This is a genomic window from Cupriavidus sp. FW305-27, from assembly GCF_058787995.1.
Map to the genome: position 1 here is coordinate 158,611 of NZ_JBYTAG010000002.1, position 26,829 is coordinate 185,439.

The window sequence follows — 26,829 nt, forward strand, 5'->3', positions numbered from 1 at the left end:
CAGTGAAAACAGTCAGGGTATGACCGGCGCCAGCCCGTATGGTTCGGCCGGAGAGTGCTTTCGAAAGTGGTGCCGGGGCCGTTTGATGTGGCGCGCAGGCCCGCCTGACGGGGAATTTGCGGGGCTGGCTGCCGTCGAAGGCATATGCATGCCTCCCGTCTGTCTTCCCGTCCCCGCGCTTTCGCCGGCCTGATCTGGCTGGTGGTGAGCATCGGCCTGATCTGGCTCGCCTGGCCCTGGTTGCGGCCGCCACTCGAACGCGCGATCTACGTGGCCCGGCTCTCGGTCCGCCCCGCGCCGGTGGCATTGCCGGTGCCGGTCCAGGGCATTGTCCCGGGCGCGCTGCGCGATACCTGGCACGGCGCGCGCTCCGGCGGACGCAAGCATGAGGGCATCGATATCTTTGCGCCGCGCGGCCGCCCGGTGGTGTCGGCTACCGAGGGCATTGTCACGCGCGTGGGCACCAACAAGCTGGGCGGTAAGGTGGTGTGGGTGATGGGGCCCGGGCGCCAGCTGCATTACTACGCCCATCTTGACGACTACGCCGGCGTGCGTGCCGGCGACGTGATTGTGCCCGGCACGGTGCTGGGCTATGTCGGCACAAGCGGCAATGCGCGGGGCACGCCGCCCCACCTGCACTATGGCGTCTACACCGCGGGCGGGGCGATCAATCCCTACCCGCTGCTGAAGGCGCCCGCGCCAGGGGGCGGGGCGGCCGCGCGAGGCGGCGCACGCTAGCGCGCGCCCGCGGGCTTCAAGGCAGGCTGCTCAGGCAGCCTCGCCGACGGTGCCGTGGCCGGCTTGTTCGGCAGGCTCGTCCTTGCCGCCGGGCAGCAGCAGGTTGAGGATCACCGCCGACAGCGAGCCCACCGTGATGCCGGAGCCAAACACTTCATGGACGAAGGCAGGCAGCTTGGACAGCAGTTCCGGGCGGAACGTCACCGCCAGGCCGCAGCCGATCGACACGGCCACGATCAGGGTATTGCGCTGCGTGAACTTGACGGTGCTGAGCATCTGGATCCCGCCCGACACGATCATCGCGAACATCATCAGGCCGGCGCCGCCCAGCACCGGCTGCGGAATCGTCACCACCAGCGCGCCCAGCACCGGGAACAGCCCCGCCAGCAGCAGCATGACGCCGGTCAGCGCGACCACATGGCGGCTGGCCACGCCGGTAAGCGAAACCACGCCGACGTTCTGCGCAAAGGTGGACAGCGGCGGGCTCGACACCAGTGCCGCAAAGGCCGAGCCAAAGCCATCGCACAGGATGCCGCGCGACAGGCATTTACCGGAAATCGGCCGCTGCGTGGCCGCGCCCAGTGCCATGAACGTGCCCGTGGATTCGACGATGGTCACCAGGAAAGCGATCGACATGGCGACGATGCCGGAGATTGGGAACGACATCCCGAAGTGCAGCGGCTGCGGCACCGCGATGATCGGCGCCTGGTGAAACTGGGTGAAGTCGACCAGGCCCAGCGCCAGGCAGAGCAGGTAGCCGCCGGCAATGCCGACCACAATGGCCGAGGCCGACAGCATGCCCTTGCCCCACTGCACCACCGCGACCACCAGCGCCAGCACCGCGACGGCAATCGCCAGGTTGCCGGGTGCGCCATAGCGGCTGCTGCCCTGGCCGCCTGCGGCCCAGTCGATGGCCACCGGAATCAGCGACAGGCCGATCATGGTGACTACCACGCTGGTGACGGTATGCGGAAACAGCTTGCGGATCGCCGGCATGAAGAAGCTGCCCAGGATCATCACCAGCGAACCCGCCAGCGCCGAGCCCAGGATGCCAGCCACGCCGTGTTCGACGCCCACGCTGATGGCCGCGCCGACAAAGGCGAAGCTGGTGCCCATTACGCATGGCATGCGGATGCCCACCGGGCCAATGCCCTTGCACTGGATGATGGTGACGATGCCCGAGCCAAGCAGGGCCGCATTCACCAGGGCAATGACCTGGTCCGGCGGCAGCTTCAGCGCACCGCCAATGACCAGCGGCACCGCAATGATGCCGCCCAGGGCGGCCAGCAGATGCTGGAGCGCAAGCAAAAACGTCGTCAGCCGAGGGGGGCGGTCTTCCACCTTGAATAGCAAGGGCGCCATTCATGTCTCCTGTTGTCTGGCCGGATAGGTTTCCGGACTGTCTTGTTCTTCTGGCGCCGGGGAAGGGGCTGCCCCCGGGCCCTGTCATTGCGCGCTGACGGGCAGGCGGAGACCGCCTGCCGCGAGCGTGGCCTGGATCCAATTCCAGGCCGCAACCGGGGAGCAAGAATAGCAGGGATAAGCACTCCGTGATACAAAAATTGCATACAATCTGTATCAACTCCCTTGCGCAGGAGGATATAGGAGCGGGGAGAGGCGCCGTGCGCCGGCGTGCCGCTTCCGCGGCCGTTGCGCCAACCCGGCGCAAACGGCGCGGCCGGTCAAGGGACCAGGCCAGCGCCGTCCGGCGGCAGCCTTACCAGCGGTGCTGGTACATCGCGGTCAGCGTGATGCCCGCAGCCGGCAGGCGGCTGGTGTTATTGCTGTTGCGCATCAGCTGGCTGTACAACGGGTAGTAGTAGCGGTTGAACAGGTTCTCGATCCCCACCGTGATCGTGTCCTTCTTGCTGACCTGGTAGCGGCTGATCAGGTCGACGGTGGTGTAGCTGCTGACCTCGCGCCGCCCGAAGCTGTTCTGGTCGTTGAGCCGGTAGTCGCGGCCGCCGTAGTAGGTCACCTGCAGGCGGTTGCTCCAAGTGCTGATCGGCCGGTACTGGACGTAGGCGGTCAGCTTCAGCGGCGGGATGCGATAGCCCGTCATGTTCTGGAAGCTGCTGCTGCCTTGCGGCTGCTCGCGGCCGTTGATCCAGGTGAACGTGCCGCCGGCGCCCCAGGTCTCGCTGTCGCTCAGGTAGTCGGCGGAAGCCTCAACGCCTGCGATGCGTTCCTTGGTCCGGGTCAGGATCAGGCCGTTGTTGAAGCTCTGCACGTCGCCCAGCTGCGAGGTGGTGTAGAACAGCGCCAGGCTCGCCATCGTATTGCCGAATGCGCCGCGCCAGCCGATTTCATAGTTGTTGGTCTTGACCGGCTCAAGGCTCGACGAATTGATATTGAAGCCCGGCCGCGCATTGCGGATCTGCAGGCCGATATCGGGCAACTGGAAGCCCTGGCCGAACGAGGCATAGAACTCCTGGTTCTTCACCGGCGCGTACGCACCGCCGATATTGAAGAGCCACGCGCCGTAGTTGACGGTGCCGCCCTGGACCGCGACCGGGTTGCTGACCCGCGATTGCGACAGCGGCACGAAGTCGTCGAACGTGGCGCTGGCGCGTTCATAGCGCGCGCCGCCTTCCATCGACCACTGCTCGTTGAACTTGTGCTGAAGCTGCCCGAAGATCCCGCCGCTGCGGGTGGTCAGCGGCGGCATGTAGGTCAGCGAACCGGTCTTGTTGAAGACCAGCCCGCCGCTCTGGTCGTAGGCGCGCGGATCGAACACGTCGAGCGGCATGTCGCTGCGCTCCTGGTTGTAGTCAGCGCCCCACAGCAGCTTGGTCTTCTTGTCGGCACCCAGCGGGGTGCTGATGGTCAGGCGCCCGCCGAACACGTCGCTGTTCTGGCTGACCTGGTCCACATTGCCGCCACGCGTGGCCACCGCGCGCGCATCGAACGGGGGGAAGCGGGTGAAGTAGTCGCGGTAGTAGATCTGCGTCGACACCGTGCTGCCGAGCAGGTCCAGGTTCTGGTAGCCCAGATTGACCACGGTGTTGCGCAGTTCGTTCTGGTTTTCCAGCTGCAGCCCCTTGATCGCCCGCGCCGCGGCGGTGCCCGGCGTCAGCCTGGCCACCGACGGATCGGAGGCGTAGTCGGTGTTCTGCTTGGCCTGGTACTGGCTCACGCTCAGTTCGATGCGCTGCTGGCTGTCGATGCGCCAGCCCAGCTTGCCGCTGACGTTGTAGACGTTGGAATCGAACAGGTCGCCCTGGCTGGGCTCCGGCGCGATGCGGTGGCCGTGCGCGTCGTAGGAGCCGCCGATACGCTGCGCGCCGAGGTGGAACGCGTAGTCGATCGGCCCCTGGCTGCCTGAAAAATGCTGCTGGACATTGGCGCTGAGCCCTTCCTTGCTCAGCCGCGTCAGCGGGGTGCCGAGCGTCACCGTGGTATCCGCGCTGGGCGCGCCGCCCGCGGGCCGCGTGGTGATCGCGATAATGCCGCCGTTGGCGCCGGCGCCATAGATCGCGCTGCTGCCGCGCATGACTTCGATCTTCTCGATGTTGCTGGAATCGATGGTGGCGAGGTTGCGCGCCGAATCCCGGTTGGTGTTGAGCGGAATGCCATCCACCAGGATCAGCGTGCCGCGCCCGCGCAGCGTCTGGCCGAAGTCCGTGACCGTGCGGCTGGAGTCCGCCATGCCCGGGATCAGCTTGCTCAGCATGGTCGCGAGATTGGTGGAGCCCACCTTCAGCTCCTCGATTTCCTCGCGCTCCAGCACCGTCACCTGGCGCGTCGGGCTGACGAGATCGCTCTTGATCCGGTCGACCCTGACCTCCACCGCATTCAGCTCGCCGCCGTCGGCCTTAGCGGTCGGGCCTTCCTGCTTCGCCCCCGCACCGGACGTCCCGGTTTGTGCCACGGCGGCGCCGGCGGCCACCTCCTGTGCTTCTGACAGCAGCGGAGTGCCCGCGCCGATGGCGGCCATGAGAAGGGCGAGCGGACGGACCCGGAAGCGGCCGGCCGGCCCCTCCAGGGTGACTGAGCGCGTTGCGGTTTGCATGGTTATGGTCAGGCGAACGTAGTGATGTGTTTAATGTGCTTTTGAAAACCCCGCGAATTATAATCGGAATGATTCCTATTAACTAGAGATTGGGGAATCTGAATTTTCGTAAGGTGTGCCGGGGAACCGGCTCGGATGTGTCTTGGAAGCGAGAACAGGCTCCAAGGCCTGGGCCGTGCCGGAGAGCACGGCCCAGCGCGCGGCAGGCTCGTTCGCCATTCGCGCTCAATGGTCGCTTGTAAGCGATATGGCAGGCTTACTTGTTCTTGCCCAGCGCCTTCTGAATGGCCGCTTCGGTCTGGGCGTAATTCCCTTCGCCAAAATGCTTGTAGACCACGGTGCCGTTGGCGTCGACCAGGTAGAGCGCCGGCCAGTACTGGTTGCGCCAGGCGTTCCAGGTGGCATAGGCGTTGTCCTGCGCTACCGGGTAGCGGATATCGAAGCGCTTGAGCGCTGCCTGCACGTTGGCGGTGGACTTCTCGAAGGGGAACTCCGGGGTGTGGACGCCGACCACGACCAGGCCCTTGTCGCGGTATTTGTCGTACCACTGACGCACATGGGGCAGCGTGTTGATGCAGTTGATGCAGCTATAGGTCCAGAAATCGACCAGCACGACCTTGCCGCGCAGCCCGGCAACGGTCAGCGGTTCAGAGTTGAGCCACTTGTCGATGCCGGTGAATTCCGGCGCCTTGCCATAGTCGGCAGGGGCGGCGGCGGCATGCTGGGCGGCGACGATGGCGGTAGTGGCAAGCAGGGTACGAAGCAAGCGATGCATGGTTCAGGCTCCAGGTTGGGAGGCAGGGAAAAGGGAGGTCAGCCAGGCGACGGCAAGGGTGTCGTACTGGAAGTACATGGCGATGGCGGTCGCCACCACCAGCACGCCGAAGCCTTGCTGCAGCCGGTGCGTGTGACGCGCCAGCCGGCGCACGTGAGTGGTGGCGAACTGGCCGCCATAGGCAATGCCCAGCATCGGGATGGCCGCGCCAGCCGCGAACAGCGCCAGCAGGCCGGCGGCGCGATGCAGGTCTTGCGCCTTGGCCACCAGCGCGAGGATCGACGCCAGCACCGGCCCGGCGCACGGGGTCCACACCGCGCCCAGCGTCATGCCCAGCACAAAGCCGCCGGCCACGCCGGTGCCGGTCCGGCCGCCGGCGCCCGCCAGGCGGTCGACCACGCCGGCTAACGGGGCCGCCAGGCGCTCGAAGCCCGCCGGCCAGAGCCGTGCCAGGCCGGCACCCAGCAGCAACAGGATGGCCGCGTTGCGCGCCACGCCTGGGGCTTCGCTGAAGGCGCTGGACAGTGCGCCAAAGACTATGCCCAGCGCGGAAAACGCGCTGACGAAGCCAAGCGCTATCGCCAGCGGGCGCAGCCGGCCGGATTCGCCCACCGAGCCGGCCAGCAGCATGGGCAGCACCGGCAGCACACAGGGCGAGGCAATAGTCAGCACGCCGGCGGCAAAGGCAAGGAAGGCGTCGATCATGGATGGCTTCCGTCGGCGTGCGCGGTGTCGTGGCAGGCACGATAGCAGGGGCAGGGCGGCGGCGGATGGATGGCGACGACGGACATGGCGGAGAACTCCCGGTGTTGGCGATAGACGCATTCCACCGTCCGCACGTATCCGGGTTGTTTCCGCTTCCCGGCATCCGTGCAAGCTTTCATGTCTGCCGTGGCCCGGGATACAAAGCGATACATAGTGGCGCCGGTGCCGCCCCATGGTGGCGGCACCGGGCAGTGCCAATGCTGTGCCGCCGCTTCAGCGGCTGCCGTTGAGCTCGAGGTATTCCGTGAATTCGTCGCGCACGACGGCTTCAATGCGGGCGAGCTCGTCGTCCGTGATGTCTTCGAACAGCTTGCGCTTGCGCCTGGACAGCTCGCCGTGGTTCTGGACGATCAGGTCGATCAGGTTCGACAGGCGTGACTGGCGCAGGTCGAGCCAGCTTTCCAGGCGTGCGACGCTGGCATCGTAAGCGCGCAGGTACTGGATCTCCTGCGCAAGGTCCTGCTCGACGCACTGCTCGATGCATTCGAAGACGAATTCGCACAGCGCTGTTGCATCAAAGGATGCGTAAAGCCAGCCGGGCTGTGGCGACTTGATCAGGATCGTGTCGCTGTCCGAATCCAGCGCGTAGTTGAGCAGGGCCGTCCGCGGGGCGGAATAGGACTTCAGCAGCGCGGCATAGGTATCGATCTGCTTGAGCATCCGTGCCGACACCGGCAGCACGACGCCATCTGGCGTGACACCGGCCTGGCGCAGCAAATGGTGGATGAGGAATCGATGGAGCCGGCCGTTGCCGTCGTAGAACGGGTGGGCGAAGACAAAGCCAAACGATACGCACGCCGCGGCCACGATGGGGTTCGCCGCCTGTGCCTCGACCAGGCCCGCGACCGCGGCAATCCCGTCCATCATCGCGCCAAGCTGCCCGGGCGGCGGGGGAATATAGTCAGCGATGTTGCGCATGCGCCCGCCGCGGGACAGCCAGTTCTGCTTGTCGCGGTAGGAGAATTCGGCGCGCAGCCCCGAGATGATTTCGTTCTGCCACTCGCACAGCTGGGCTTCGGTCAACGGCGCGGGATTGCCGGCATATTCCAGCAGCCGCCTGAACTTGGCAACCCGCTGGTTATCGGGGATCTCGTGCTCGATGGAGTAGGTCGATCGTGTCTCCGCGAGGTAGAGGTAGTCCACCGCGCGCGCCAGCAACTCTGGCTCGAGCCGCTTGATGGCCGCGGCCACGCGGCCGGGGAGGTCGGCGGCAATGTACTGCGCCAGCTTCTCGGTGCGGCGCACCAGGGGGCAAAACGCGGCCGGGCCGAGGTGGTTGTTCTGGATGCCGAACTGCAGGTCCGGCGTTGCCGGGCCGGTCAGGTACCGGCTCTCGTCCAGCGCCAGTACCCTGGGCGCCCCGGCCGGCAGCTTGTAGTCGAATTGCGCTCCGGCAAGCCATTTGGCATAGAACGCGCTCAGCCTCGCATAGCGCGAGGTCGGGGTGGCCGCCAGCCACTCCCGTACGGCCTGCACCGCTGGCGCATGTTCGAACAGCGCCGCCAGCACGGTCAGGTCGAGCTGCTCCTTCTTCAGCGCGAAAGTCAGGTGGTCCACGGTCGTATCGCCGCCGCGGTAGCGGTTCCTTGGGTACACGGTGCGCGTGGTGCCGTCCGGTCCGGTGTGCGTGCTGAGGACCCCGGTCTTGTCGGCAAGGGCGGACGTCGAGCGCAGCGGCGGCACGCGCAGCCCGAACTTGCGGATAAGCGCGTCGTAGCCAAGTGGCGCATGAGACATAGATGGTCGCAATTTCCGGATGCCGGTTTGCTCGGGAGCTTACCAGAGTTTCTACAGAACTTACCAAAAGATCTACTTCTATGCCTGCTGCTTTCCATTCTATCTATAGCAATGGATGGGCAACCTGGCCGCCGGGCTTCCAGGAGTTCTACAGTACTTACCGTTTCATCTACTTTCATGGGCAGCCTGGATGATCTTGTCTACAGTGCTTGCCTGCCGACCCGGGCAGCAGCGCATCTGGCCAGCAAATCGAAATCCATCATGACAAGTTGCCATCTGCTGAATCTCGCCAAATCGCGCTCAGGGTTTTTCGGTAAATCCCTCAGGGTTTTCGAGAATCCCTGACCGCCACCCCGCGCTAAGCGTTTTTATTTATTTGTCTGGCCCGAATAATCGCCTATAACTGCATCTACATGCTGCGGCTGATGTCACGCATCATGCCTACGCCCGCCAGGCTTGCCTGCGGGCATTTTTTTTGGCGCGCCGGTGCGGTTTTATGCCGTATTAATCGCTCTGATTTATTTCGTTCATCATTCGGTGCGGTCAAAATCATGACATTTCTGTAATCATGACATTTTCGTAATCATGCTGTTCTGGCCGGAACGGACGGCTTCCGGGTATGACAAATTTGTAATGATGGGATTTAAGTCGTTTTCCTCATCCATTCAAAACGAACCCTCATCTATCGGCGGCGACGCGCCCGGAAGTGGCTCCGGTAAAGGGTTTCATGGTTATCCGGCGGTGCCCGGCCGGGCCTCCTTCCAGGGGCGATGATGCATTTTCAGCGTGAATATCCGGAACCCATCCTTCGCAATCATAAATTCAGTGAAAACCCTGCCATGCCTTTCCCTTGACTTACCTGATATATCACATACTGTGTATTCCATCGCCACTCCGAACTTGAGAGAGGTGAGGGCGGAGACCTCAGGTCGGCGTCGGAATAAGAGGCAAATAAATGCCAATGACACAGGAGACATGAAATGCCAGCAGCCACCCTTATGCTGAGGCGCAGTGCGTCCGCATACCCGCCCGCACCCCCGCAACTGAATGGCCAAATGATTCAAGGAGCGCGCAAATGAGTAATCCGTCCGCAGCGCTGGGCGCTAATCGCCAGGTCCCGGAAGGCACACGCTGGCTGCAATTGATCGTCGGTGTGATCTGCATGATCGCCACCGCCAATATTCAATACGCCTGGACCCTTTTCGTCCCTGAAATCCAGAGTACCTACGGCTGGTCGCGCGCCAGCATCCAGATCGCCTTCACCGTCTTCGTCCTTGTGCAGACCTGGCTGGCGCCGATCGAAGGCTACTTCATCGACAAGTTCGGCCCGCGCATGATGGTCGCCTTCGGCGCGGTCTTCATCGGCGCGGCGTGGTGCATCAACTCCCAGGCCACCACCCTGATGGGCTTCTACGTCGGCGCAGCCGTTGGCGGCCTTGGCGTGGGCTCGATCTACGCCACCTGCATCAACAACGCGCTCAAGTGGTTCCCGGACCGCCGTGGCCTTGCGGTGGGCCTGACCGCGGGCGGTTACGGCGCCGGTTCCGCGGCAACCATCCTGCCCATCGCGGCCATGATCGAGTCGCAGGGCTTCCAGCACACCTTCCTGTTCTTCGGCCTGCTGCAGGGCGGACTCGCCTTTGTCGCGGCGTGGTTCCTGCGCGCACCGAAGGGTAGCGAGGTGAAGGCATCGCAGAAGCTGGTCCAGGCCACGCGCGACTACACGCTCAAGGAAGCGATGTCCACCAAGCTGTTCTGGCTGATGTTTGTGATGTTCATCCTGGTCGTCACCGGCGGCATGATGGCCGTGGCCCAGCTTGGCGTCATCGCCAAGGACCTGGGTGTGAAGGAGTTCAAGGTCGACCTGCACTTCTTCGTGATGGCCGCACTGCCGCTCGCGCTGATGCTGGACCGGATCATGAACGGCATCTCGCGTCCGTTGTTCGGCTGGATCTCGGACAACATCGGCCGTGAGAAGACCATGGTCATCGCCTTCACCCTGGAAGGCCTTGGCATCATCGCGCTCGGCTACTTCGGCAGCAACCCGTACGCCTTCCTGATCCTGTCGGGCGTGGTGTTCCTGGCCTGGGGCGAGGTCTACTCGCTGTTCTCGGCACTGGCCGGCGATGCCTTCGGCACCAAGCACATCGGCAAGATCTATGGCGTGCTCTACACGGCCAAGGGCATCGGCGCACTGTTCGTGCCGGTCGGCAACCTGATGATGGAGGCGAGCGGCACCTGGTCGACGGTCCTCTACACGGTGGCGGCCATGGACCTGAGCGCGGCCTTCCTGGCGATCATGGTCTTGCGGCCGGTGCTGGCCAGCCATGTAGCGACTTCCAGGAGTCTTTTCTCGAAGGAGACGGCGGCGGCGGGGACGCAGGTTCCAGCCTGACCGGCCGATATACAGGCGTCTAGCGGCAAACCGGGCGGGCTTCTTCGGAAGCCCGCTTTTTCGTACCGGGGACTTGCGTCTCGGGCGGGCACTTCGATCGCGCTAGTTCTCCTGAACCAGCTGGAATGCGCTCCTGCATGCCTTGGCCCATTCCCAGGCCAGTTCCCTGCGCTGCGCGGTCCGGGTTGCCATCGCTTCGTCCAGGCCGTCCGCAAGATCCTGAACGATCACCGCGGCCGGCGCCCCGGCCGCGCCCCAGGCCGCGGCAAAGGCGACCTGCTTGCTGGTGCCAGGAGGTTGTGCGGGCCGGAGCAGGCCAAGCCGTGGCAGGAAAAAGGCGCCGGCGACAATGCCGCCGTGCAGGCTGCTGCCGACAAAGCCCTGGCTGTGCGCAATCAGCGCACAGATATCCCACAGATTGAGCGATTCGAACAGGACCACAGGCGTGCCGCGCAGCCGTGCCGCCAGGCGCTGGTAGCAAGCCAGGTCGTCGTGCCAGGGCGCGGCGCCGGCGCGAAACAGCACCATGCCCAGGGCCCTGGCCCGGGCGATACGTTCGAGCTGGGCCGCCAGCTGTGAAAGGGTATCGTCGTCGCCAAAATCCGCGCTGAACTGCACGGCCAGGTATCCCCCCGAGAACCCTGACACGATGCGGGCGCACTCGCCCTGGCGGGCGCGCCGGCGGATGCAGGGGCCGAACAACTCGGCCACCAGCACGGCCGGATCGGGCTCCAGGCGGCAGGCAATGCCGTTCTCCGCGAGCATGGCCCGGGTCTGATGGTCTCGTACCCCGACGCTGGTGGCGGCCCCGAGCTTGGCCACCACCTCGGCCCGCATGGCAGGCTCAACCGATCCAAGTTCAATGCCGCCGACGGCGTGGACAATGACACGCCGGACGTTGGCAAAGATGCCGGCCGGCAACAGGTAGGGGACAAGGTCCCGTATGCCCAGCTGCGCCTGGGCCCAGACCGTCCGCTCGTGCGGCCGGGCATCGAGCATTGCCACTACTGCCCGGGCCTGCCCGGGAGGCTGCAGCATCACGGCCGCCTCCCAGAGCGAGCAGGTCAGGGTTTCGCCACCCACATGGATGACATCGACGGCGCTGTCGCCCACGCTGGCTGCAAGCCGCGCCAGGGTGTGGACCCGATGGCCGCCATGGATTCTCAGGTTGCGCTCGGCCAGGCCCCCGTAGAACGGGTTGGCCGGCCCGATCAGGCTTCGCATCACATGCGGCAGCAGCAAGTCGCCGAAGTTGTGGCGATCGAAAGCGCCAAACAGGATCGTGGGGAAGCCGGTGGTTCCTGAGTGGGAGGCTGGCATGGCGTTTGGCAAGAATTGGCGCCCACGGGGTTCTCAGATCCGCATTTTGTGCATTGCGCGATGGGACCCTCCTCGGGACGCCTCTCCGTCGGATTAGATTCCCCAAAGCCGTCCATCGCAAGTGGCTTCGGCCACCAGGGCAGTGGGCCGGTTGTGCGCCCAAGCTCGCAAAGCGATTTCATGGACCCGGCGCGGCGCTCCCGTCAATGATGCATGAGCGGATAGATCACCAGGCCGATCAGCGCCGCGCCGGCCACGATCACGGGTTCGGGCAGCTTCCTGAACCTGAGCAGCAGCGCCACTGTGCAAAGCGCCAGCAGTACCGTCGGCACATCCACGATCGAACGCCTGGCCAGCACGATCACGGCGCCGGTGATGGCCCCCACCGCGGCAGCGGTCACGCCATCGACAAAGGCCAGGATGGCGGGCAGCTTGCCGTATTTCTTGAAGTAGGGGGCCGGCAGGACGGTGAACAGGTAGCACGGCAGGAAGGTGGCCAGCGCCGCAACCGACGCGCCGGGCAAGCCGGCCACCAGGTAGCCGATAAAGCCGACGGTGATCACCACGGGGCCGGGCGTGATCATGGCCACCGCCACGGCATCGACGAACTGCTTTTCATTGAGCCAGTGGAAGTCGGTGACCACGCCGCCGTACAGGAACGGCACAATGGCCAGCCCCGAGCCGAACACGAATGCGCCCGCCTTGGCAAAGAACACGGCGATCTGTGCCAACAGGGGCCAGTCAATGGTGCCAGCCACGCCCCCGGCCAGGGGCAGCTGTGTCGCCGCGGCCGCATGCAGGCCGCCCTGGCGCAGCCATTTCGGCGGGGCGCGCCAGAACCACACCAGCAGCCCGGCCGCGAGGAACATCCACGCGATTTCGGATTCGGTGACCACCGTGACCGCGGCAAGCACCAGGTAGATCGCCCACAACAGGCGGTCTTTGCCCACGCTCTTGGTCGTGAGCTTGTACGCACTGATCGCAATGATGCCGATCACCGCGGCCCCGACGCCGTAGAACACGGACTGCATCCACGTCAGGCCGCCAAAGCGCACATAGGCCCAGCCCAGCGCCAGCACCATCAGGAATGACGGCAGCACGAACGCGATCCCGACCAGCGTCGCGCCCGCGATGCGGTAGTGGACATAGCCCAGGTAGATGGCCAGCTGCGCGGCCAGCGGGCCGGGTGCCAGCTGTGCCAGGGCCAGCCCCTCCTTGTAGTCGGCGTCGGTGATCCACTGGCGCCGGTCCACCAGGTCGCGATGCATATAGCCAGCCAGCGCCACCGGACCGCCGAAGCCGAGCGTACCCAGGCGCAGCATGTAGCCGACCAGCTGCCAGAGGGTGTAGCGCGGCCGTTCCGTGAGCGCGGCCTTAGGGGTTGGGGCCTGCGAGACGTTGCTCACGTCGTGGACCTCAGGGGCATGGTGCTATCGCTTTCCGGAAAAATGCACATAAAGAGAATCGAGGGTACGGCCGATTTCGGCCAGCAGCGCGTCGTCATCCGCCAGGCGCTCGCGCGCGCCGGCAAGCACAGCTTCGAAGCCGCTGGCTTCCGGCGCCTGGGCCCCGCCGATATCCAGGGCGTGGACCATGTTGGCCAGGCGGGCCAGCCCGCGGTCGGCGTCCAGCCCGAAGCTGGCCAGCAGCACCTCGAATGAAACCTTGTCGCCCACATGCGTGAAGGCGGCGCCGTCGAAGTCGAAACCCAGCGCGTCATGCGGGCAGTCCGCGGGATGCTCCAGCCACAGGAAGCGCGCATGGGGGTCGATAAAACGCTGGATCAGCCACGCGCTGGCGACCCGGTCCACCCAAAGGTGGCGCCGCGTTGCCCAATCGCGCCCCTGGTATTGGGCAGGATCCCGGCGCGGGATGCCGCCGCTTGCAGGCTGGGGCTCGCCTGGCGAACGCAGGGTTTCGATCGCACTGGTGAAGTCCCGCCATTGCAAGGAGGCGTTGACCGATGCGTCATTGGGGAAGAAATCGGTCCCGGCGATGGCATCAAAGGCACGGCCGTGCCGGCGCAGAAGGCGGGCGATCCCGGCTTCGTCCTGGCCGGACAAGTTCTTGCGGTCTTCGGAGAGGGAGGCCAGCCAGACGGCGTAGTCGGTCGTGCGGTCAAACAGGGTCCGGTAGGCGTGAGCCTCCGCCGGATCATGCGCGCGCACATTCAGCAGCCAGGCCTGGCCGCCTTCCTGGATGGCTTCATCGGCCAGGTCACGTAGTTGAGCGCTTTGCGCGCTTGGCGTCGGCAACAGATAGGCGCCGTCGCGCAGTGCAGCGCAGCCTAGTGCCTTGAGGGCCCGCCAGATGCGCATCCGGGCAGTGGCGCACTTGGTTGGCAGGCTGATGACGAGGAGGGTCCACAGTTCCGGAGCTGGTTCCATGGGCCGATACTAAGTGCTTGTAGAGTGTGGATCAACTCTGTAGCGATCTCTACAATTTCAGTCGAGTGCACTTAGTGGCACTTATTCCGGAGTCGGCTGAAGTCCATTGGGTAGATAACGATATAGGCATTCATTCGTTCCCGTGTGATGCAGGGTTCCCTATCTTGTGAGCCTGCTCATCCGCAAGGAAGGAATCCTTTATGAATGCCCCGTTGGACTTCGATGCGCGGCACGCGCTGCGCGCCGCGCTGGACGCCGTGCCGGCGCTGGCGCGGAAGATTGGCGTCGACGCGGCCGCCCGCGAGGCACGGCGGCTGCTGCCCTATGAGGCCTTCGCGCTGTTTCGCGAGTCCGGGCTTGGCGTGCTCCGGCTCCCGGTGGAGCAGGGTGGCTTGGGCGGCTCGCTGGCCGACCTGTTCGAGGTCATTGCCGCGCTTGCCGCGGAGGAATCGAACGTCGCGCACGCGCTGCGCATCCACTTCGACCAGACCGAGTCGCTGCGCCTGGCGCCGCGCTCGGCGTTCAATGACCTGCAGGTGCAGCGCATTGTCGGGGGCGCGATCTTCGGCGGTGCCTCCACCGAACGCGGCACGTCGCGTCCCGGTGAAATCAGCACGGCGCTGCGGCGCGACGGCGGGCACTACCGCCTGAGCGGCAAGAAGTATTACTCCACCGGCACAGCCTTTGCCGACTACGCCCGCATCAATGTAAAGGATGCCGATGGCGCCGATGCCTCGATCATCATCCCGACCGATCGCCCCGGCTTCAACGTCGTTGACGACTGGGACGGCATGGGCCAGCGCATGACCGCCAGCGGCAGCCTGGTGCTGGACGATGTGCAGGTGCTCGCCGATGAAGTGACGCGGCGCGCCAACAGCACGCTGGTCGGTCGTCACTGCGGCGCGCTGCGCCAGCTGCACCTGGTGGCGGTGGCGGCGGGGATCGTGCGCAATGCCTGGGCCGATGCCTTGCGCTATGTGCGCGAGCATGGCCGTCCGGTGCTGCACAGCCCGGCATCCTCGGCACGCGAAGACCATTTCATCCAGCAGGTGATCGGCGACCTGGCCGCGCACAGCCATGCCATCGACGCACTCGTGCGTGAGAATGCGCGCGCACTGGACCGCTCGGCCGATGCGCTGCTGGCACGCTCCGAAGACGCCGAAGCGCTGGTCCTGGCCGGCGCGCTGGCCACCGCGCAGACCCAGCTGGTGGTCAGCAAGCTGGCGCTGCACGTGGCCGAGCGCATGTTCGAGGCCGGCGGCGCCTCGGCCACCGCCAGGCAGCACAACTTCGACCGGCACTGGCGCAACCTGCGCACGATCTTCAGCCACAACCCGCTGCTGCACAAGGCGCGCGTGGTCGGCGCCTACCACCTGAACGGCGACACCACGCACCTGGCCGAAGGCCGGGTGTTCTGAGCCGCCGGAGGCGAACGATGACAACAAGCTCACCGCAGCGCCAGCTGCACCTGAATATCAACGCGCTCCATTCCGGCTTCGTGCCGTCGGCGTGGCGCCTGCCCGCCAGCGACCCGCGTGCGTTCGTGGACGTGCAGCACTACATCCGCCTGGCACGCATCGCTGAAGCGGGGAAGTTTGACGCGATCTTCCTGGCCGACAATGCGTCGATTGCCGACCAGATCCATTTCCGGCCGATCACGGCGCTGGAGCCGACCCTGCTGCTGGCCTGCGTCGCCGCGGCGACTACCCATATCGGACTGGTGGCCACGGCCTCCACCAGCTACAACGAGCCCTATAACATCGCGCGGCGCTTTGCCACGCTGGACCATGTCAGTGGCGGCCGCGCGGGCTGGAACGTGGTGACCACGGCGGATGCCGGCTCGGCACGCAACTTCGGCCGCGCCGCGCCGCCGGACCACGGACAGCGCTATGCGCGTGCCGACGAGTTCACGGATCTTGTCAAGGCGCTGTGGGACAGCTGGGAAGATGATGCCCTGATCGGCGACAAGCACGACGGGCGCTTTGTCGATACCGCCAGGCTGCAGCCGGTGGCGCACCATGGCACCTTCTTCGACGTGCAGGGCCCGCTGAACCTGCCGCGGCCGCCGCAGGGCCATCCGGTGCTGTTCCAGGCCGGCGGCTCCAGCGACGGGCGCGAGCTGGCCGCGCGGCATGCCGAGGCGGTGTTCTCCGCGTCGCAGTCGTTCGAGGAGTCGCTGGCCTACAAGCGCGAGATCAACGCACGTGCCGAAGCGCTGGGCCGCGGCCCGCACGCGGTCAAGGTGTTGCCGGGGCTGACCACCATCATCGGCGCCACCGAGGCGCAGGCGCGGCAGCGCCGCGACGAGCTGGTCGACCTGATTCCGTGGGACTACAGCCTGGTGCGGCTGGCCGGCACACTAGGCATCCCGGTGGAACGGCTGAGCCTGGACGCGCCGCTGCCAGATGACCTGGCGCTGCCGGCCAACGGCAACCACACCTTCTTCCGCGCCACCGTGGCGGTGGCGCAGCGCCAGAACCTGACGGTGCGGGCGCTGATCCGCGAGCTGGCGGGCGGCGGCGGCCACCGCGTGATCGTGGGCACGCCGGAGCAGGTGGCCGACGATATCGAACACTGGTTCCGCCATGGTGCCGCGGACGGCTTCAACCTGATGCCCGATGCGCTGCCCGACGGGCTGCAGGCCTTCGTCGATGGCGTGGTGCCGATCCTGCAGCGGCGCGGCATTTTCCGCACTGCGTACGCGGGTACCACGCTGCGCTCGCACCTGGGCCGCGAACGGCCCGCGGGACGGGTACCGGCGCAGGCTGCGGCGTAAGCAGAAGTCCGCATTTGCTACGTCGTATTCCTTCGTGGACTGGGCAACGGGCGTTTCTTAGACTGGTCCTTCCTTATCACTGCCCACCTGCCATGACACGACGCCCTTTCCTTGCCACCCTCGCACTCGCCGCGCTGACGGCGCTTGCCACGCTCTCCATCGGCAACGCCCACGCGCAAGCCAGCGACCGGCCACTCAAGGTCGGCGTGCGCGGCGGGGTCGACGAAGAGATCTGGGAACTGGTGACGCGCGTCGCCGACAAGCAGGGGCTGAAGGTGCAGACCATCGTCATCACCGGCACCGCCAGCCCCAACGAGGCCCTCAACAATGGCGACCTCGATGCCAATGCCTTCCAGCACATCCCGTTCCTGCGCGACCAGGTCCGGCAGCGGGGCTACAAGATCGTCAATGTCGGCGATACGCTGATCTCGCCGATCGCGTTCTATTCGCGCAAAGTCAAGTCGCTGGAGGCGCTGCCCAACGGCGCGCGCATCGGCATCCCGAACGACCCGAGCAACCAGACGCGCGCGCTGGTGATCCTGCGCGACCACGGGCTGGTCAAGCTCAAGGATGGTTTCGATCCCTATACCGGCACGGCGTCGCTGGCCGACATCACGGCCAACCCGAGGAAGCTGGAGTTCGTGGAAAGCGCCTCGGTGGTGCTGCCGCGCGCGCTGCCAGACGTCGATGCGGCCGCCATCGTCAATACCTTTGCGTACCAGGCCGGCCTGATCGCCACGCGCGACGGCATCGCGGTGGAAAAGAGGGAGCACAACCCGTACGTGAACGTGATTGCCGTGCGCGAGAAGGACAAGGGCGCGCCGTGGGTCGCGCGGCTGGTCAAGGCCTATCAGTCCGACGAGGTGCGCAAGTTCATCCAGACCAAATACCAGGGTTCCGTGATCCCTGCCTTCTGACGAGCCAGCATGCACGCTGTCCTACCGTTGCGCGAGTCCGCGCCGCATATCGTGTTCGCGGGGATCGGCAAGACCTACGCGGGGGCAGGCGCCCCCGCGCTGGCCGATATTTCCTTCACCATTGGCCGCGGCGAGCGCTTCGGCATCATCGGCCGCAGCGGCGCCGGCAAGTCGACGCTGTTGCGTACCATCAACATGCTGGAGCGTCCCGACACCGGCCACGTCCGCATCGACGGCACCGATATCGGCCTGCTGGACGAGAACGGGCTGGTGACGCTGCGGCGCCGGATCGGCATGATCTTCCAGCACTTCAACCTGCTGTCGGCCAAGACCGTATTCGACAACGTCGCGCTGCCGCTGCGCGTGGCGGGTGTGCCGCGCCACGAGATCGCGGTCCGTGTGATGGAGGTGCTGGACCTGGTCGGGCTGACCGACAAGGCGCGCGCCTATCCCGTGATGCTGTCCGGCGGGCAGAAGCAGCGCGTGGGCATCGCCCGTGCGCTGGTGCACCGGCCCGAGATCCTGCTGTGCGATGAGGCCACTTCCGCGCTGGACCCGGAGACCACTGAACAGATCCTGGCGCTGCTGCGCGACATCAACCAGCGGCTGGGGCTGACCGTGGTGCTGATCACGCACGACATGGCGGTGATCAGTGAAGCCTGCGACCGCGTGCTGGTGCTCGACCACGGCCACGTCATCGAGCATGGCACCGTCTGGAAGGTGTTTGCCGAGCCGCACGCGGAAGCCACCATCGCGCTGCTGCGGCCATTGCGGCACCGCATGGCCGCCGTGCCGGACACAACCAGACAGGAGACTGCACATCGTGCTGCTGCCAATGGCTGACAAGTATTTCAAGGCACTGGGCGAGACCCTGCTGATGACCACCAGCGCGTGCGCCGTGGTGTTCGCCGCCGGCATGGTGCTGGCCCTCGTGCTCACCATGACCGCTCCCGGCGGCCTGGCGCCGCGGCCGCGGCTGCACCGGACCTTGTCGGTGCTGGTGAACATGTTCCGCTCGATTCCCTTCATCATCCTGCTGGTCGCGATGCTTCCGGTGACGCGCATGATCGTCGGCACCACCATGGGCACGTGGGCGGCGGTGGTGCCGCTGAGCGCCCACCTGATACCGTTCTTCGCGCGCATCTCGCAGGTTGCACTCAATGAGATCGACCCGGGGCTTGTCGAGGCGGCCCGAGCCATGGGATGCCGCCGCTGGCATATCGTGCGCCACGTGCTGCTGCCGGAGGCGATGCCCGCGATCATCGGCGGCGCCACCGTGACCGTGATCGCCATGATCGGTTCGTCGGCGATGGCGGGCGCGGTCGGCGCCGGCGGGCTGGGTGATCTGGCGATCCGCTATGGCTACGAACGCTACGAGACCGCCGTGATGTTCCATGTGATCGCGATCCTGGTGACGCTGGTCACGCTGGTGCAGTTTGCCGGTGAACGGCTGGCGCGGCGGTTCGACCACCGGCGCTAGTCGACGCTTTGTGATAAAGGTACGGCTGTCCTGTTTCCGGCGCATGCCACGACACGTCCGCTATGTTCCAGGTGATTGCTCCTTGCGCCGCCCTGGCGCCCTACGTCAACGGCTACTGGTTCGTCGAGGACCTGGCGGGTGTTTACGCGGGCAGGCGGATCGTGACCTGCCCGTACCCGGGGGCGGTGCTCTCGATCAACTTCGGACGCCCGAACGCGATGGAGGGCGGCCCGACCGTGCCGCAGGTGTCGCTGCTGGGCTTCCAGTCGACCAGCCGGCAATGGCGGTCGTGGCCGGACACCTATTTCGTCATGGCGATGCTGAGTGGCGCGGGCCTGGCGCGGCTGTTCCCCGGCATCGGGCCGGACTGCAAGGATCAGCTGCTGGACCTGGCCGGATACCTTGGCGATGGCGCGACCCATGCGCTCAGCGCCGACCTGAGCGCCGCCTGGACCCCGGCGAGGGTTGCCTGCCAGCTGGACGCGTGGTTGCTGCGACGCATGACGGCTATCCGGCCGGCTGCGGAACTGGCGACGATCAGGGCGGCGCATGCGCTGCTGCGCCAGGGACGGCAAGTGCAGGAAGTCGCCAGCCTGACCGCCGTCAACCGGCGCCAGCTGAACCGCTGGTTCGAGCGGCACCTTGGCGTTGGCCCCAAGCAGTTGATGGACCTGGAGCGACTGCAGTCCAGCATCCAGGCGGTGCAGCGCGGCGCGGGCGACGCGCTGTCAGGCTATAGCGATCAGCCACATCAGATACGGAGCTGGCGGCGGCGCCTGGCCCAGACGCCGGGCGACTATGCGCGCAACGGGCCATCGCCGCTCGCCGAGTACTTCGGACGCCTGCCAGACGATGCCCCGGCCTTCTATCTCTGACGACGCAACACCTGGCGTCCCAAACGTTCAATACAGCGTTCCCCGCCTGCCGCATGCTGGCGGCTCAAAAGGAGAATGCTATGGACGCTGGGAATCTGCCGCTGGAACAATCGTTGGTCGAATACACGGATGGCACGACTGTCTTCGAAGGGTATGTAGCGCGGCCCGCCGGGCTGGCCCAACGCACGCCGTGCGTGCTGCTGGCCCACGAATGGAGCGGACTCAACGCCGCGATGCGCTGCTGCGCCGACCGGCTTGCGGCATTGGGCTACATCTGCTTTGCCGCAGACGTGTACGGCAAGGGCGTCCGTGGTGACGAGCTGGGAGACAACGCGCATCTCATGGGCCCGATGATGGCCGATCGCCGCTTGTTGCGCCGGCGCCTGCTGGCCGGGTTCGATGCGGCCACCACGTTTCCCGGGGTCGATGCGAAGCGGATGGCTGCGCTTGGGTATTGCTTCGGCGGCCTGTGCGCCCTGGACCTGGCGCGCGCGGCCCCGCCGAACCTGCTGGCTACCGTCAGCTTCCACGGGGTGCTTCAACCGCCGCGGATCGGCCCGCAAGCACCCATTACTTCCAGCATCCTGCTCCTGCATGGTTGGGAAGACCCGGTCGCGCCGCCGAACGATGTTCTCGGCATTGCAGGGGAGCTGACCGGCGCCGGCGCCGACTGGCAGCTGCATGCCTATGGCCATGCCCTGCATGCATTCACGTTCGAGGGGGCGAATCTTCCGGATCGTGGCATTGCCTATGATGCGGCGGCGGACCGCCGGTCCTGGGCGGCAATGCAGGCCTTCCTGGCGGAACGGCTTGCCCCGGGTGTGTCACCCAAGGCAGCCTGGCCGGCCAGCTAAGGCGCGCGCTGCGACATGACTTCAGGACGCGTTGGTCTTGCGGCCCACGTTCCGGATCAGTTGCGTGACACGTCCCAGGTACTGGTCGAAGACCTGATTCGCCTGCTCCTGGCTGTTGATCGGCTGTGCGACCGTACGTCCCTCGGCTTCGAGCTTGGCCCGGATCTCGGGCTTGGCCAGGGCTTCGCCAATCGCCTTGCGCAGCACTGCCACCCGGCTAGCGGGCGTGCCCTGCCTGACGAAGTAGCCGCCGCCGATCGAGTACTCGAAGTCGGGCACCAGCCGGCTTTGCGAGATCAGCGGAATATGCTTGAGCGCCGGGGGCAGGGCCTTGGCGAAGCTGCTCAGCACCTTCAGCCGGCCCTGTTGCTGCATGCTGTCGAAACTGGATTGGTAGGGCAGGATGGCAAAGTCGACCTCCCCGCCGGCAAGGCCTTGCAGCGCTGGAGCGCCGCCCTTGTACGGCACGTGCAGGAAGGGCACGCCGAGCCGGGCAGCCAGCGCATCGCCCATGAGGTGATAGATGGAGTCGATGCCGACCGTGGCGTAGGTCAGCGGTTTCCCCTTGCTTTTCTTCGCATAGTCCAGGAAATTGTCCAGGGTATCCACGGCAATGCCGTTCCTGACCATCAGCACGATGTTGGCGTCGCTGATGGGCGCGGCCAGCTGGAAGTCCTGCGGCTTGTAGCGCGCCGCCGGGTTGAGCATGGGAGCCAGGAAGACCTCGTTGATCGAGCCGTGGAAGAAGGTGTAGCCATCGGCCGGTGCGCCCAGCACCTTGTTGGCGCCGATCAGCCCGGTGCCGCCGCCGTAGTTCTCGACGACCACCTGCTGCCCGACGCTCTTGCTGATGGATTCCCCGAAGATGCGCGCCGAAGTGTCGCTGGCACCGCCGGCCGGGTAGGGGACCACCAGGGACAGCGACTTGGCGGGGAAGTTGTCTGCGGCAAAGGCCGGCAGGCTGGCCAGCACGGAGGTGCCGGCGGAAACACCGGCATATTGAAGGAAGCGGCGGCGGTTCAGTGAAGCCATGGTGGATGTCCCCGAAGAATTGTTGTTCAAACCAGATAGCTTTGCGTCAGGTGCGCCCAGAATGCGGCGCCGACAGGCAGGGCCTTGTCATTGAAGTCGTACAGGGGGTTGTGGACCATGCAACCACCATCCTCGCCCAGGCCGTTGCCGAGCCGGATGTAGGCACCGGGCCGGTGCTCCAGCATGTAGGCGAAGTCTTCGCTGCCCATCACCGGCGGGCGCTCGACCACGTTGTCCGCGCCCACCAGCCGGATCGCGGCCTGGCGCGCGCGCTCGGTCTGCGCGTCGTGGTTGACCAGTACCGGGTACTTGCGTTCGTAGATGACCTCGGATTGCAGCCGGAAGCTCTGGGCCTGTGCGGCGACAAATTCGCTGATGCGCGCTTCGACCAGCGTACGCACCTGCGGGTCCAGCGTGCGCACGCCGATCTTGATCGTTGCGCTGTCGGGCACGACGTTGTAGGTGGTGCCAGCCTGGATGGAGCCTACGGTAATGACCGCGGACTTGAGCGCATCGATCTCGCGGCTGACGATCGATTGCAGTCCAAGCACGATGCTGGCGGCGCACTGCATGGCGTCGATGCCATGATGAGGCATGGCGCCATGGGCGCCGCGGCCGCGCAGCGTGACCGTGGCGCGGTCGAACGAGGCCATGGCAGGGCCGGCGATGACCCCGATCTGGCCGACCGGCAGCCCCGGGGAATTGTGCAGCGCATAGATTTCGTCGCAGGGGAATTGCTCGAACAGCCCATCGTCCAGCATGCGCAGCGCACCGCCTTCGTTCTCCTCGGCCGGCTGGAAGATCAGGTTGAGCGTGCCATTGAAATTAACGGACTCGGACAGGTACCTGGCGGCACACAGCAGGATCGCCGTGTGCCCGTCATGGCCGCAGGCGTGCATCTTGCCGGCGATGGTGCTGGCGTAGTCAAGGCCGGTCTTTTCCTGAATCGGCAGCGCGTCCATGTCGGCGCGGATGCCCAGCGCCTTGCTGCCTTGCCCCTTCCTTAGCCTGCCCACGACGCCGGTGGTGCCCATGCCGCGATGCACCTCGTAGCCCCATGCCGCCAGCCGTCCGGCGACCAGGTCGCTGGTCTGGCGCTCTTCAAAGGCCAGTTCGGGGTGCGCATGGATCTTTCGGCGGATCTCAACGAACTCCGGCGACAGGGTCTGGATGGATTGGTGCAGTTCGGCAAGCGGGGCCTGGTTCATGGCGGTATCGGAGCGTGGTCGTCCACAGCATTCTCCACGCAGGCGCTTGCCGAAACCATGACAATGATGAGGCAGAAACGTTGCATAATTTGCAACATTAAAAAGTCCGTGCTGCCGTCCTGAGGCGGCGGCACGAGCCAGAGGAGGAAGACATGGAAGATGTGCTGGACCGCAAGCGGGCGCTGTGCTTGCTGCAGATCATCGAGACCGGCACGGTGCGCGGCGCGGCCGAGGTGCTTGAGCTGGACCCGTCCGTAGTGAGCCGCGCCGTGGCGAAACTGGAGCAGGAAACCGGGCTGACTTTGCTTGAGCGGCGCGGCCGGGGTGTTGTCGCCACCGATGCCGGGCGCCTGCTGGCGCTGTTTGCCCGGCGCCAGCAGGACCTGAACGATACCTTCCTGGCCGAGGTCAACAACCTGAAGAATGCGCGGCGCGGCCACGTGGAGCTGGTCTTTGGCGAAGGCTTCGTCGACCTGGTGCTGGAGCCCGTGCTGCAGGGCTTCCTGCGCAAGCATCCCGACGTGAGCTGCAGCATCCAGGTGGCCGGCACCGATGAAACGGTCCGGCATATCCTGGAGGACCTGGCGCATGTCGGCTTCGTCTTTCAGCCGCCCGACGATGTGCGCCTGCGCTCGCACTATTCACGGCTGTCGCCGATCCGCGTGCATGTGCGTAAAGACCACCCGCTGGCGCGCAAGCGCCGCGCACTGACGCTGGCGGATCTGGCGCCGCACCAGGGAGCGGCGCTGACGGAATCGTTTGGTGTGCGCAAGCATATCCAGGCGGCGGAGCTGGACGAGCACGTCACCCTGAAGCCGATGCTTGTCACCAACTCGTTCAAGGTGCTGTGGGAATATGCAGCGATGGGGCTGGGCTACATCATGACGGCACGCTCGGTGGCGCTGAAGGAGCCGCAGTTCAGGCAACTGGTGTCGCTGCCGCTGGCAAATCCCATCCTGAACAACAGCCGCATCCACATCATCACCCGGACCGGCCGGCACCTGTCCCCGGTGGCCGACAGCCTGCTGCGGCATGTGGTGAAGGCGTTCCCGCTGGTCTGAAGCAACTGTGCTCCCCGGGCAAGCGCCCCTTTGTATGTACCCGGGGGCACCCGGGAAATCTAATCTGGTGACACCGCAACGATCCGGTCCCCGCCGCAGCACTGGCAGGCCGCCGGACAGCGCCCCCGTCGTTACAGGACACCACGCCAATGAGCTCCCCGACCCCTGAAAAAGGCCACATCGCCCCCTACACCCACCCCGCCGCCGGCTGGGGTGCGTTGAAGTACGTTGCCATCAACCTGATCAAGGAGAAGGTTGCCGGTGGCAAGTACAAGATGCTGTTCAAGCAGAACCAGGCCGATGGCTTCGACTGCCCCGGCTGTGCCTGGCCGGACCGGCAGCACGCCTCCACCTTCGAGTTCTGCGAGAACGGCGTCAAGGCCGTGGCCGCCGAGTCCACCAGCATGCGCGTGACCCCCGAGTTCTTTGCGCAGCACACGGTGACGTCGCTGATGGCGCAGACGGACTATGAGCTTGAGCAGCACGGGCGGCTGACGCACCCCATGGTCTATGACGCAAAGACCGACAAGTACCGTGCGATCGCCTGGGACGAGGCCTTTGCGCTGATCGGGCGCCACCTGCGCGCGCTGCCGGACCCGAACCAGGCCGCATTCTATACGTCGGGACGCGCCAGCAACGAGGCCGCATTCCTCTACCAGCTGTTCGTGCGTGCCTATGGCACCAACAACTTCCCCGACTGCTCGAACATGTGCCACGAGGCCACCAGCCGGGGCCTGCCGCCGACCATCGGCGTGGGCAAGGCCACCGTGGTGCTGGATGATTTCGAGCATGCCGACACCATCCTGCTGTTCGGCCACAATGCGGCCACCAACCATCCGCGCATGCTGGGCGAGCTGCGCGAATGCGCGCGGCGCGGCGCCACCATCGTCTCGATCAACCCGCTGCGCGAACGCGGGGTGGAGCGCTTCACCAGCCCGCAGCACCCGGTGGAGATGCTGACCGGCTCCAGCACCAAGATCGCCTCGATGTTCGTGCAGCCCAAGCTGGGCGGCGACTTTGCCTTGATCAAGGGCATGGCCAAGCGCCTGGACGAACTCGACCAAGAGGCCATCCGGCACGGCCGCGAGCGCCTGATCGACGTGGATTTCGTGCGCGAGCACACCATCGGCTACGGCGACTTCATCGAAGACCTGCGCGCGGAGAGCTGGGCCGACATCGTCGCCGAGTCGGGCGTGTCGCAGGAAGACATCGATGCTTTGACCCAGGTCTACGCCAAGGGCAAGCGCGTGATCGCCTGCTGGGGCATGGGCCTGACGCAGCATAAGCACTCTGTGCCGACGGTGCAGATCCTGTCCAACCTGATGATGATGCGCGGGAACATCGGGCGCCCCGGCGCCGGGCTGCTGCCGGTGCGCGGGCATTCGAACGTGCAGGGCGACCGCACGGTGGGTATCGAAGAGAAGCCCGAGCCGGAATTCCTGGACCGCCTGCAGGCCGCCTTCGGCTTCGAGCCGCCGCGCAAGCATGGCTATGATGTGGTCCACACCATCTCGGCGATGCTCGAGGGCAAGGTCAAGGTCTTTGTCGGACTGGGCGGCAATTTCTCCACCGCCACGCCGGATACGCCACGCACCTTCGAGGCCCTGCGCCAGTGCGACCTGACCGTGAACATCGCCACCAAGCTCAACCGCAGCCACCTGGTGCACGGCAGGGAGTCGTTGATCCTGCCGACGCTGGGCCGCACCGAGATCGACCAGCAGGACGGCGTGGCGCAGGGCGTGACGGTCGAGGACTCGGTCTGCATGGTCCATATCTCCTTTGGCATGAACGCGCCGGCGTCGCCGCACCTGTTGTCGGAGATTGCCATCGTCGCGCGCATGGCGGCCGCCACGCTGGGCTCGGAGAAGATCGACTGGCTCTGGTATGCGCAGGACTACGCCCGCATCCGCGACGCCATCGAGCAGGTGATCGACGGCTTCGAGAGCTACAACGAGCGCGTGGCGGTGCCGGGCGGGTTCCACCTGACGCCGGCGGCATGCAACCGGGTCTGGCATACGCCGTCGGGCAAGGCGCAGTTCCTGGTCAACCGCATCGACAAGGACACCCCCATCAGCCGGGCCCGCCAGAAGTATGGCGACAAGCTGATGGTGATGATGACGACGCGCTCGCATGACCAGTACAACACCACGATCTATGGCCTGGACGACCGCTACCGCGGCGTGTTCGGCCTGCGCCGGGTGGTCTTCATCAGCCCCGCTGACCTGGCGCGGCTTGGCCTGAAGGCGGGCCAGCACGTGGACATCACCAGTGTCTGGGACGACGGCGTGCAGCGCCAGGTCGAGGACTTCGTGCTGGTCGAATACGACATCCCGCAAGGCTGCCTGGGGGCGTACTACCCCGAGACCAATCCGCTGGTGCCGCTGGAAAGCACGGGCGATGGCTGCGGCACGCCCACGTCGAAGTCGGTGCCGGTGTTGCTGACGCCGTCCCGTCGCCAGAACGCGGCGGCGAGCTGATCCCGCGCTGCGCGCAATAC

22 protein-coding genes are annotated in these 26,829 nt (G+C 65.8%); 11 read left to right on the forward strand and 11 right to left on the reverse strand.

What is annotated here, in order from left to right:
• The first annotated feature begins 144 nt into the window (after positions 1 to 144).
• On the forward strand, positions 145 to 738 hold the full coding sequence (locus AC3WRI_RS01715; protein WP_011617269.1) for a M23 family metallopeptidase: 594 nt from the start codon (positions 145 to 147) through the stop codon (positions 736 to 738).
• A gap of 30 nt (positions 739 to 768) precedes the next feature.
• On the opposite strand, the gene AC3WRI_RS01720 is transcribed toward AC3WRI_RS01715, so the two are convergent.
• The 6 genes from AC3WRI_RS01720 to AC3WRI_RS01745 all read right to left on the reverse strand — a co-directional run bounded on the left by AC3WRI_RS01720 (position 769) and on the right by AC3WRI_RS01745 (position 8,580).
• On the reverse strand, positions 769 to 2,100 hold the full coding sequence (locus tag AC3WRI_RS01720; protein WP_010814475.1) for a nucleobase:cation symporter-2 family protein: 1,332 nt from the start codon (positions 2,098 to 2,100) through the stop codon (positions 769 to 771).
• 355 nt (positions 2,101 to 2,455) lie between these two features.
• Positions 2,456 to 4,750: a TonB-dependent receptor gene (locus tag AC3WRI_RS01725; RefSeq protein ID WP_011617268.1), complete on the reverse strand. Its 2,295-nt coding sequence runs from the start codon at positions 4,748 to 4,750 to the stop codon at positions 2,456 to 2,458.
• A 256-nt stretch (positions 4,751 to 5,006) separates the two neighbouring features.
• The gene (locus AC3WRI_RS01730; protein WP_010814473.1) at positions 5,007 to 5,525 is read right to left on the reverse strand and encodes a thioredoxin family protein; all 519 of its coding nucleotides are present in this window, start codon (positions 5,523 to 5,525) and stop codon (positions 5,007 to 5,009) included.
• Positions 5,526 to 5,528: 3 nt separating this feature from the next.
• Positions 5,529 to 6,230 (reverse strand): cytochrome c biogenesis CcdA family protein, encoded by a 702-nt coding sequence (locus AC3WRI_RS01735; protein WP_492292425.1) that lies wholly within the window; start codon positions 6,228 to 6,230, stop codon positions 5,529 to 5,531.
• Positions 6,231 to 6,503: 273 nt separating this feature from the next.
• Positions 6,504 to 8,027 carry a Fic family protein gene (locus tag AC3WRI_RS01740; RefSeq protein WP_010814471.1) on the reverse strand — a complete coding sequence of 508 codons (1,524 nt, stop codon included), beginning with the start codon at positions 8,025 to 8,027 and terminating at the stop codon, positions 6,504 to 6,506.
• A gap of 409 nt (positions 8,028 to 8,436) precedes the next feature.
• Positions 8,437 to 8,580, reverse strand: a complete 144-nt coding sequence (locus AC3WRI_RS01745) for a hypothetical protein (RefSeq protein ID WP_439671864.1) — start codon at positions 8,578 to 8,580, stop codon at positions 8,437 to 8,439.
• A 522-nt stretch (positions 8,581 to 9,102) separates the two neighbouring features.
• On the opposite strand from AC3WRI_RS01745, the gene oxlT reads away from it, so the two are divergent.
• Positions 9,103 to 10,422: an oxalate/formate MFS antiporter gene (gene oxlT / locus AC3WRI_RS01750; RefSeq protein ID WP_010814470.1), complete on the forward strand. Its 1,320-nt coding sequence runs from the start codon at positions 9,103 to 9,105 to the stop codon at positions 10,420 to 10,422.
• 102 nt (positions 10,423 to 10,524) lie between these two features.
• On the opposite strand, the gene AC3WRI_RS01755 is transcribed toward oxlT, so the two are convergent.
• From AC3WRI_RS01755 to AC3WRI_RS01765, 3 genes are all read right to left on the reverse strand, one after another.
• Positions 10,525 to 11,742: a polysaccharide pyruvyl transferase family protein gene (locus AC3WRI_RS01755; protein WP_010814469.1), complete on the reverse strand. Its 1,218-nt coding sequence runs from the start codon at positions 11,740 to 11,742 to the stop codon at positions 10,525 to 10,527.
• Positions 11,743 to 11,945: 203 nt separating this feature from the next.
• On the reverse strand, positions 11,946 to 13,148 hold the full coding sequence (locus tag AC3WRI_RS01760) for a chromate transporter (RefSeq protein WP_011617267.1): 1,203 nt from the start codon (positions 13,146 to 13,148) through the stop codon (positions 11,946 to 11,948).
• A 24-nt stretch (positions 13,149 to 13,172) separates the two neighbouring features.
• Positions 13,173 to 14,129: a chromate resistance protein ChrB domain-containing protein gene (locus tag AC3WRI_RS01765; RefSeq protein WP_010814467.1), complete on the reverse strand. Its 957-nt coding sequence runs from the start codon at positions 14,127 to 14,129 to the stop codon at positions 13,173 to 13,175.
• Between the two features lie 200 nt (positions 14,130 to 14,329).
• On the opposite strand from AC3WRI_RS01765, the gene AC3WRI_RS01770 reads away from it, so the two are divergent.
• The 7 genes from AC3WRI_RS01770 to AC3WRI_RS01800 all read left to right on the forward strand — a co-directional run bounded on the left by AC3WRI_RS01770 (position 14,330) and on the right by AC3WRI_RS01800 (position 21,031).
• On the forward strand, positions 14,330 to 15,547 hold the full coding sequence (locus AC3WRI_RS01770) for an acyl-CoA dehydrogenase family protein (protein WP_010814466.1): 1,218 nt from the start codon (positions 14,330 to 14,332) through the stop codon (positions 15,545 to 15,547).
• Between the two features lie 17 nt (positions 15,548 to 15,564).
• Positions 15,565 to 16,905: an LLM class flavin-dependent oxidoreductase gene (locus AC3WRI_RS01775; protein WP_010814465.1), complete on the forward strand. Its 1,341-nt coding sequence runs from the start codon at positions 15,565 to 15,567 to the stop codon at positions 16,903 to 16,905.
• A 92-nt stretch (positions 16,906 to 16,997) separates the two neighbouring features.
• Complete coding sequence (locus AC3WRI_RS01780; protein ID WP_439671862.1) at positions 16,998 to 17,822, forward strand: MetQ/NlpA family ABC transporter substrate-binding protein; 825 nt, start codon at positions 16,998 to 17,000, stop codon at positions 17,820 to 17,822.
• A gap of 9 nt (positions 17,823 to 17,831) precedes the next feature.
• Complete coding sequence (locus AC3WRI_RS01785) at positions 17,832 to 18,665, forward strand: methionine ABC transporter ATP-binding protein (RefSeq protein ID WP_439671861.1); 834 nt, start codon at positions 17,832 to 17,834, stop codon at positions 18,663 to 18,665.
• Positions 18,646 to 19,302 carry a methionine ABC transporter permease gene (locus AC3WRI_RS01790; RefSeq protein ID WP_011617262.1) on the forward strand — a complete coding sequence of 219 codons (657 nt, stop codon included), beginning with the start codon at positions 18,646 to 18,648 and terminating at the stop codon, positions 19,300 to 19,302. Before AC3WRI_RS01785 ends, AC3WRI_RS01790 begins: the two co-directional genes overlap by 20 nt.
• Before the next feature lie 62 nt (positions 19,303 to 19,364).
• Positions 19,365 to 20,177 (forward strand): helix-turn-helix domain-containing protein, encoded by an 813-nt coding sequence (locus tag AC3WRI_RS01795; RefSeq protein WP_439669107.1) that lies wholly within the window; start codon positions 19,365 to 19,367, stop codon positions 20,175 to 20,177.
• An 80-nt stretch (positions 20,178 to 20,257) separates the two neighbouring features.
• A complete protein-coding gene (locus tag AC3WRI_RS01800; RefSeq protein WP_011617260.1) occupies positions 20,258 to 21,031 on the forward strand; it encodes a dienelactone hydrolase family protein in 774 nt (257 codons plus the stop codon).
• A 21-nt stretch (positions 21,032 to 21,052) separates the two neighbouring features.
• On the opposite strand, the gene AC3WRI_RS01805 is transcribed toward AC3WRI_RS01800, so the two are convergent.
• Both AC3WRI_RS01805 and AC3WRI_RS01810 read right to left on the reverse strand, forming a co-directional pair.
• Positions 21,053 to 22,063 (reverse strand): tripartite tricarboxylate transporter substrate binding protein, encoded by a 1,011-nt coding sequence (locus AC3WRI_RS01805; protein WP_010814459.1) that lies wholly within the window; start codon positions 22,061 to 22,063, stop codon positions 21,053 to 21,055.
• Positions 22,064 to 22,089: 26 nt separating this feature from the next.
• Positions 22,090 to 23,271, reverse strand: coding sequence for a M20 aminoacylase family protein (locus AC3WRI_RS01810; protein WP_011617259.1), 1,182 nt, complete (start codon positions 23,269 to 23,271; stop codon positions 22,090 to 22,092).
• Between the two features lie 152 nt (positions 23,272 to 23,423).
• On the opposite strand from AC3WRI_RS01810, the gene AC3WRI_RS01815 reads away from it, so the two are divergent.
• Together AC3WRI_RS01815 and AC3WRI_RS01820 are read left to right on the forward strand one after the other, a co-directional pair.
• Positions 23,424 to 24,332 (forward strand): LysR family transcriptional regulator, encoded by a 909-nt coding sequence (locus tag AC3WRI_RS01815; RefSeq protein WP_010814457.1) that lies wholly within the window; start codon positions 23,424 to 23,426, stop codon positions 24,330 to 24,332.
• 149 nt (positions 24,333 to 24,481) lie between these two features.
• A complete protein-coding gene (locus AC3WRI_RS01820) occupies positions 24,482 to 26,809 on the forward strand; it encodes an FdhF/YdeP family oxidoreductase (protein WP_492292427.1) in 2,328 nt (775 codons plus the stop codon).
• The last annotated feature ends 20 nt before the right edge of the window (positions 26,810 to 26,829 follow it).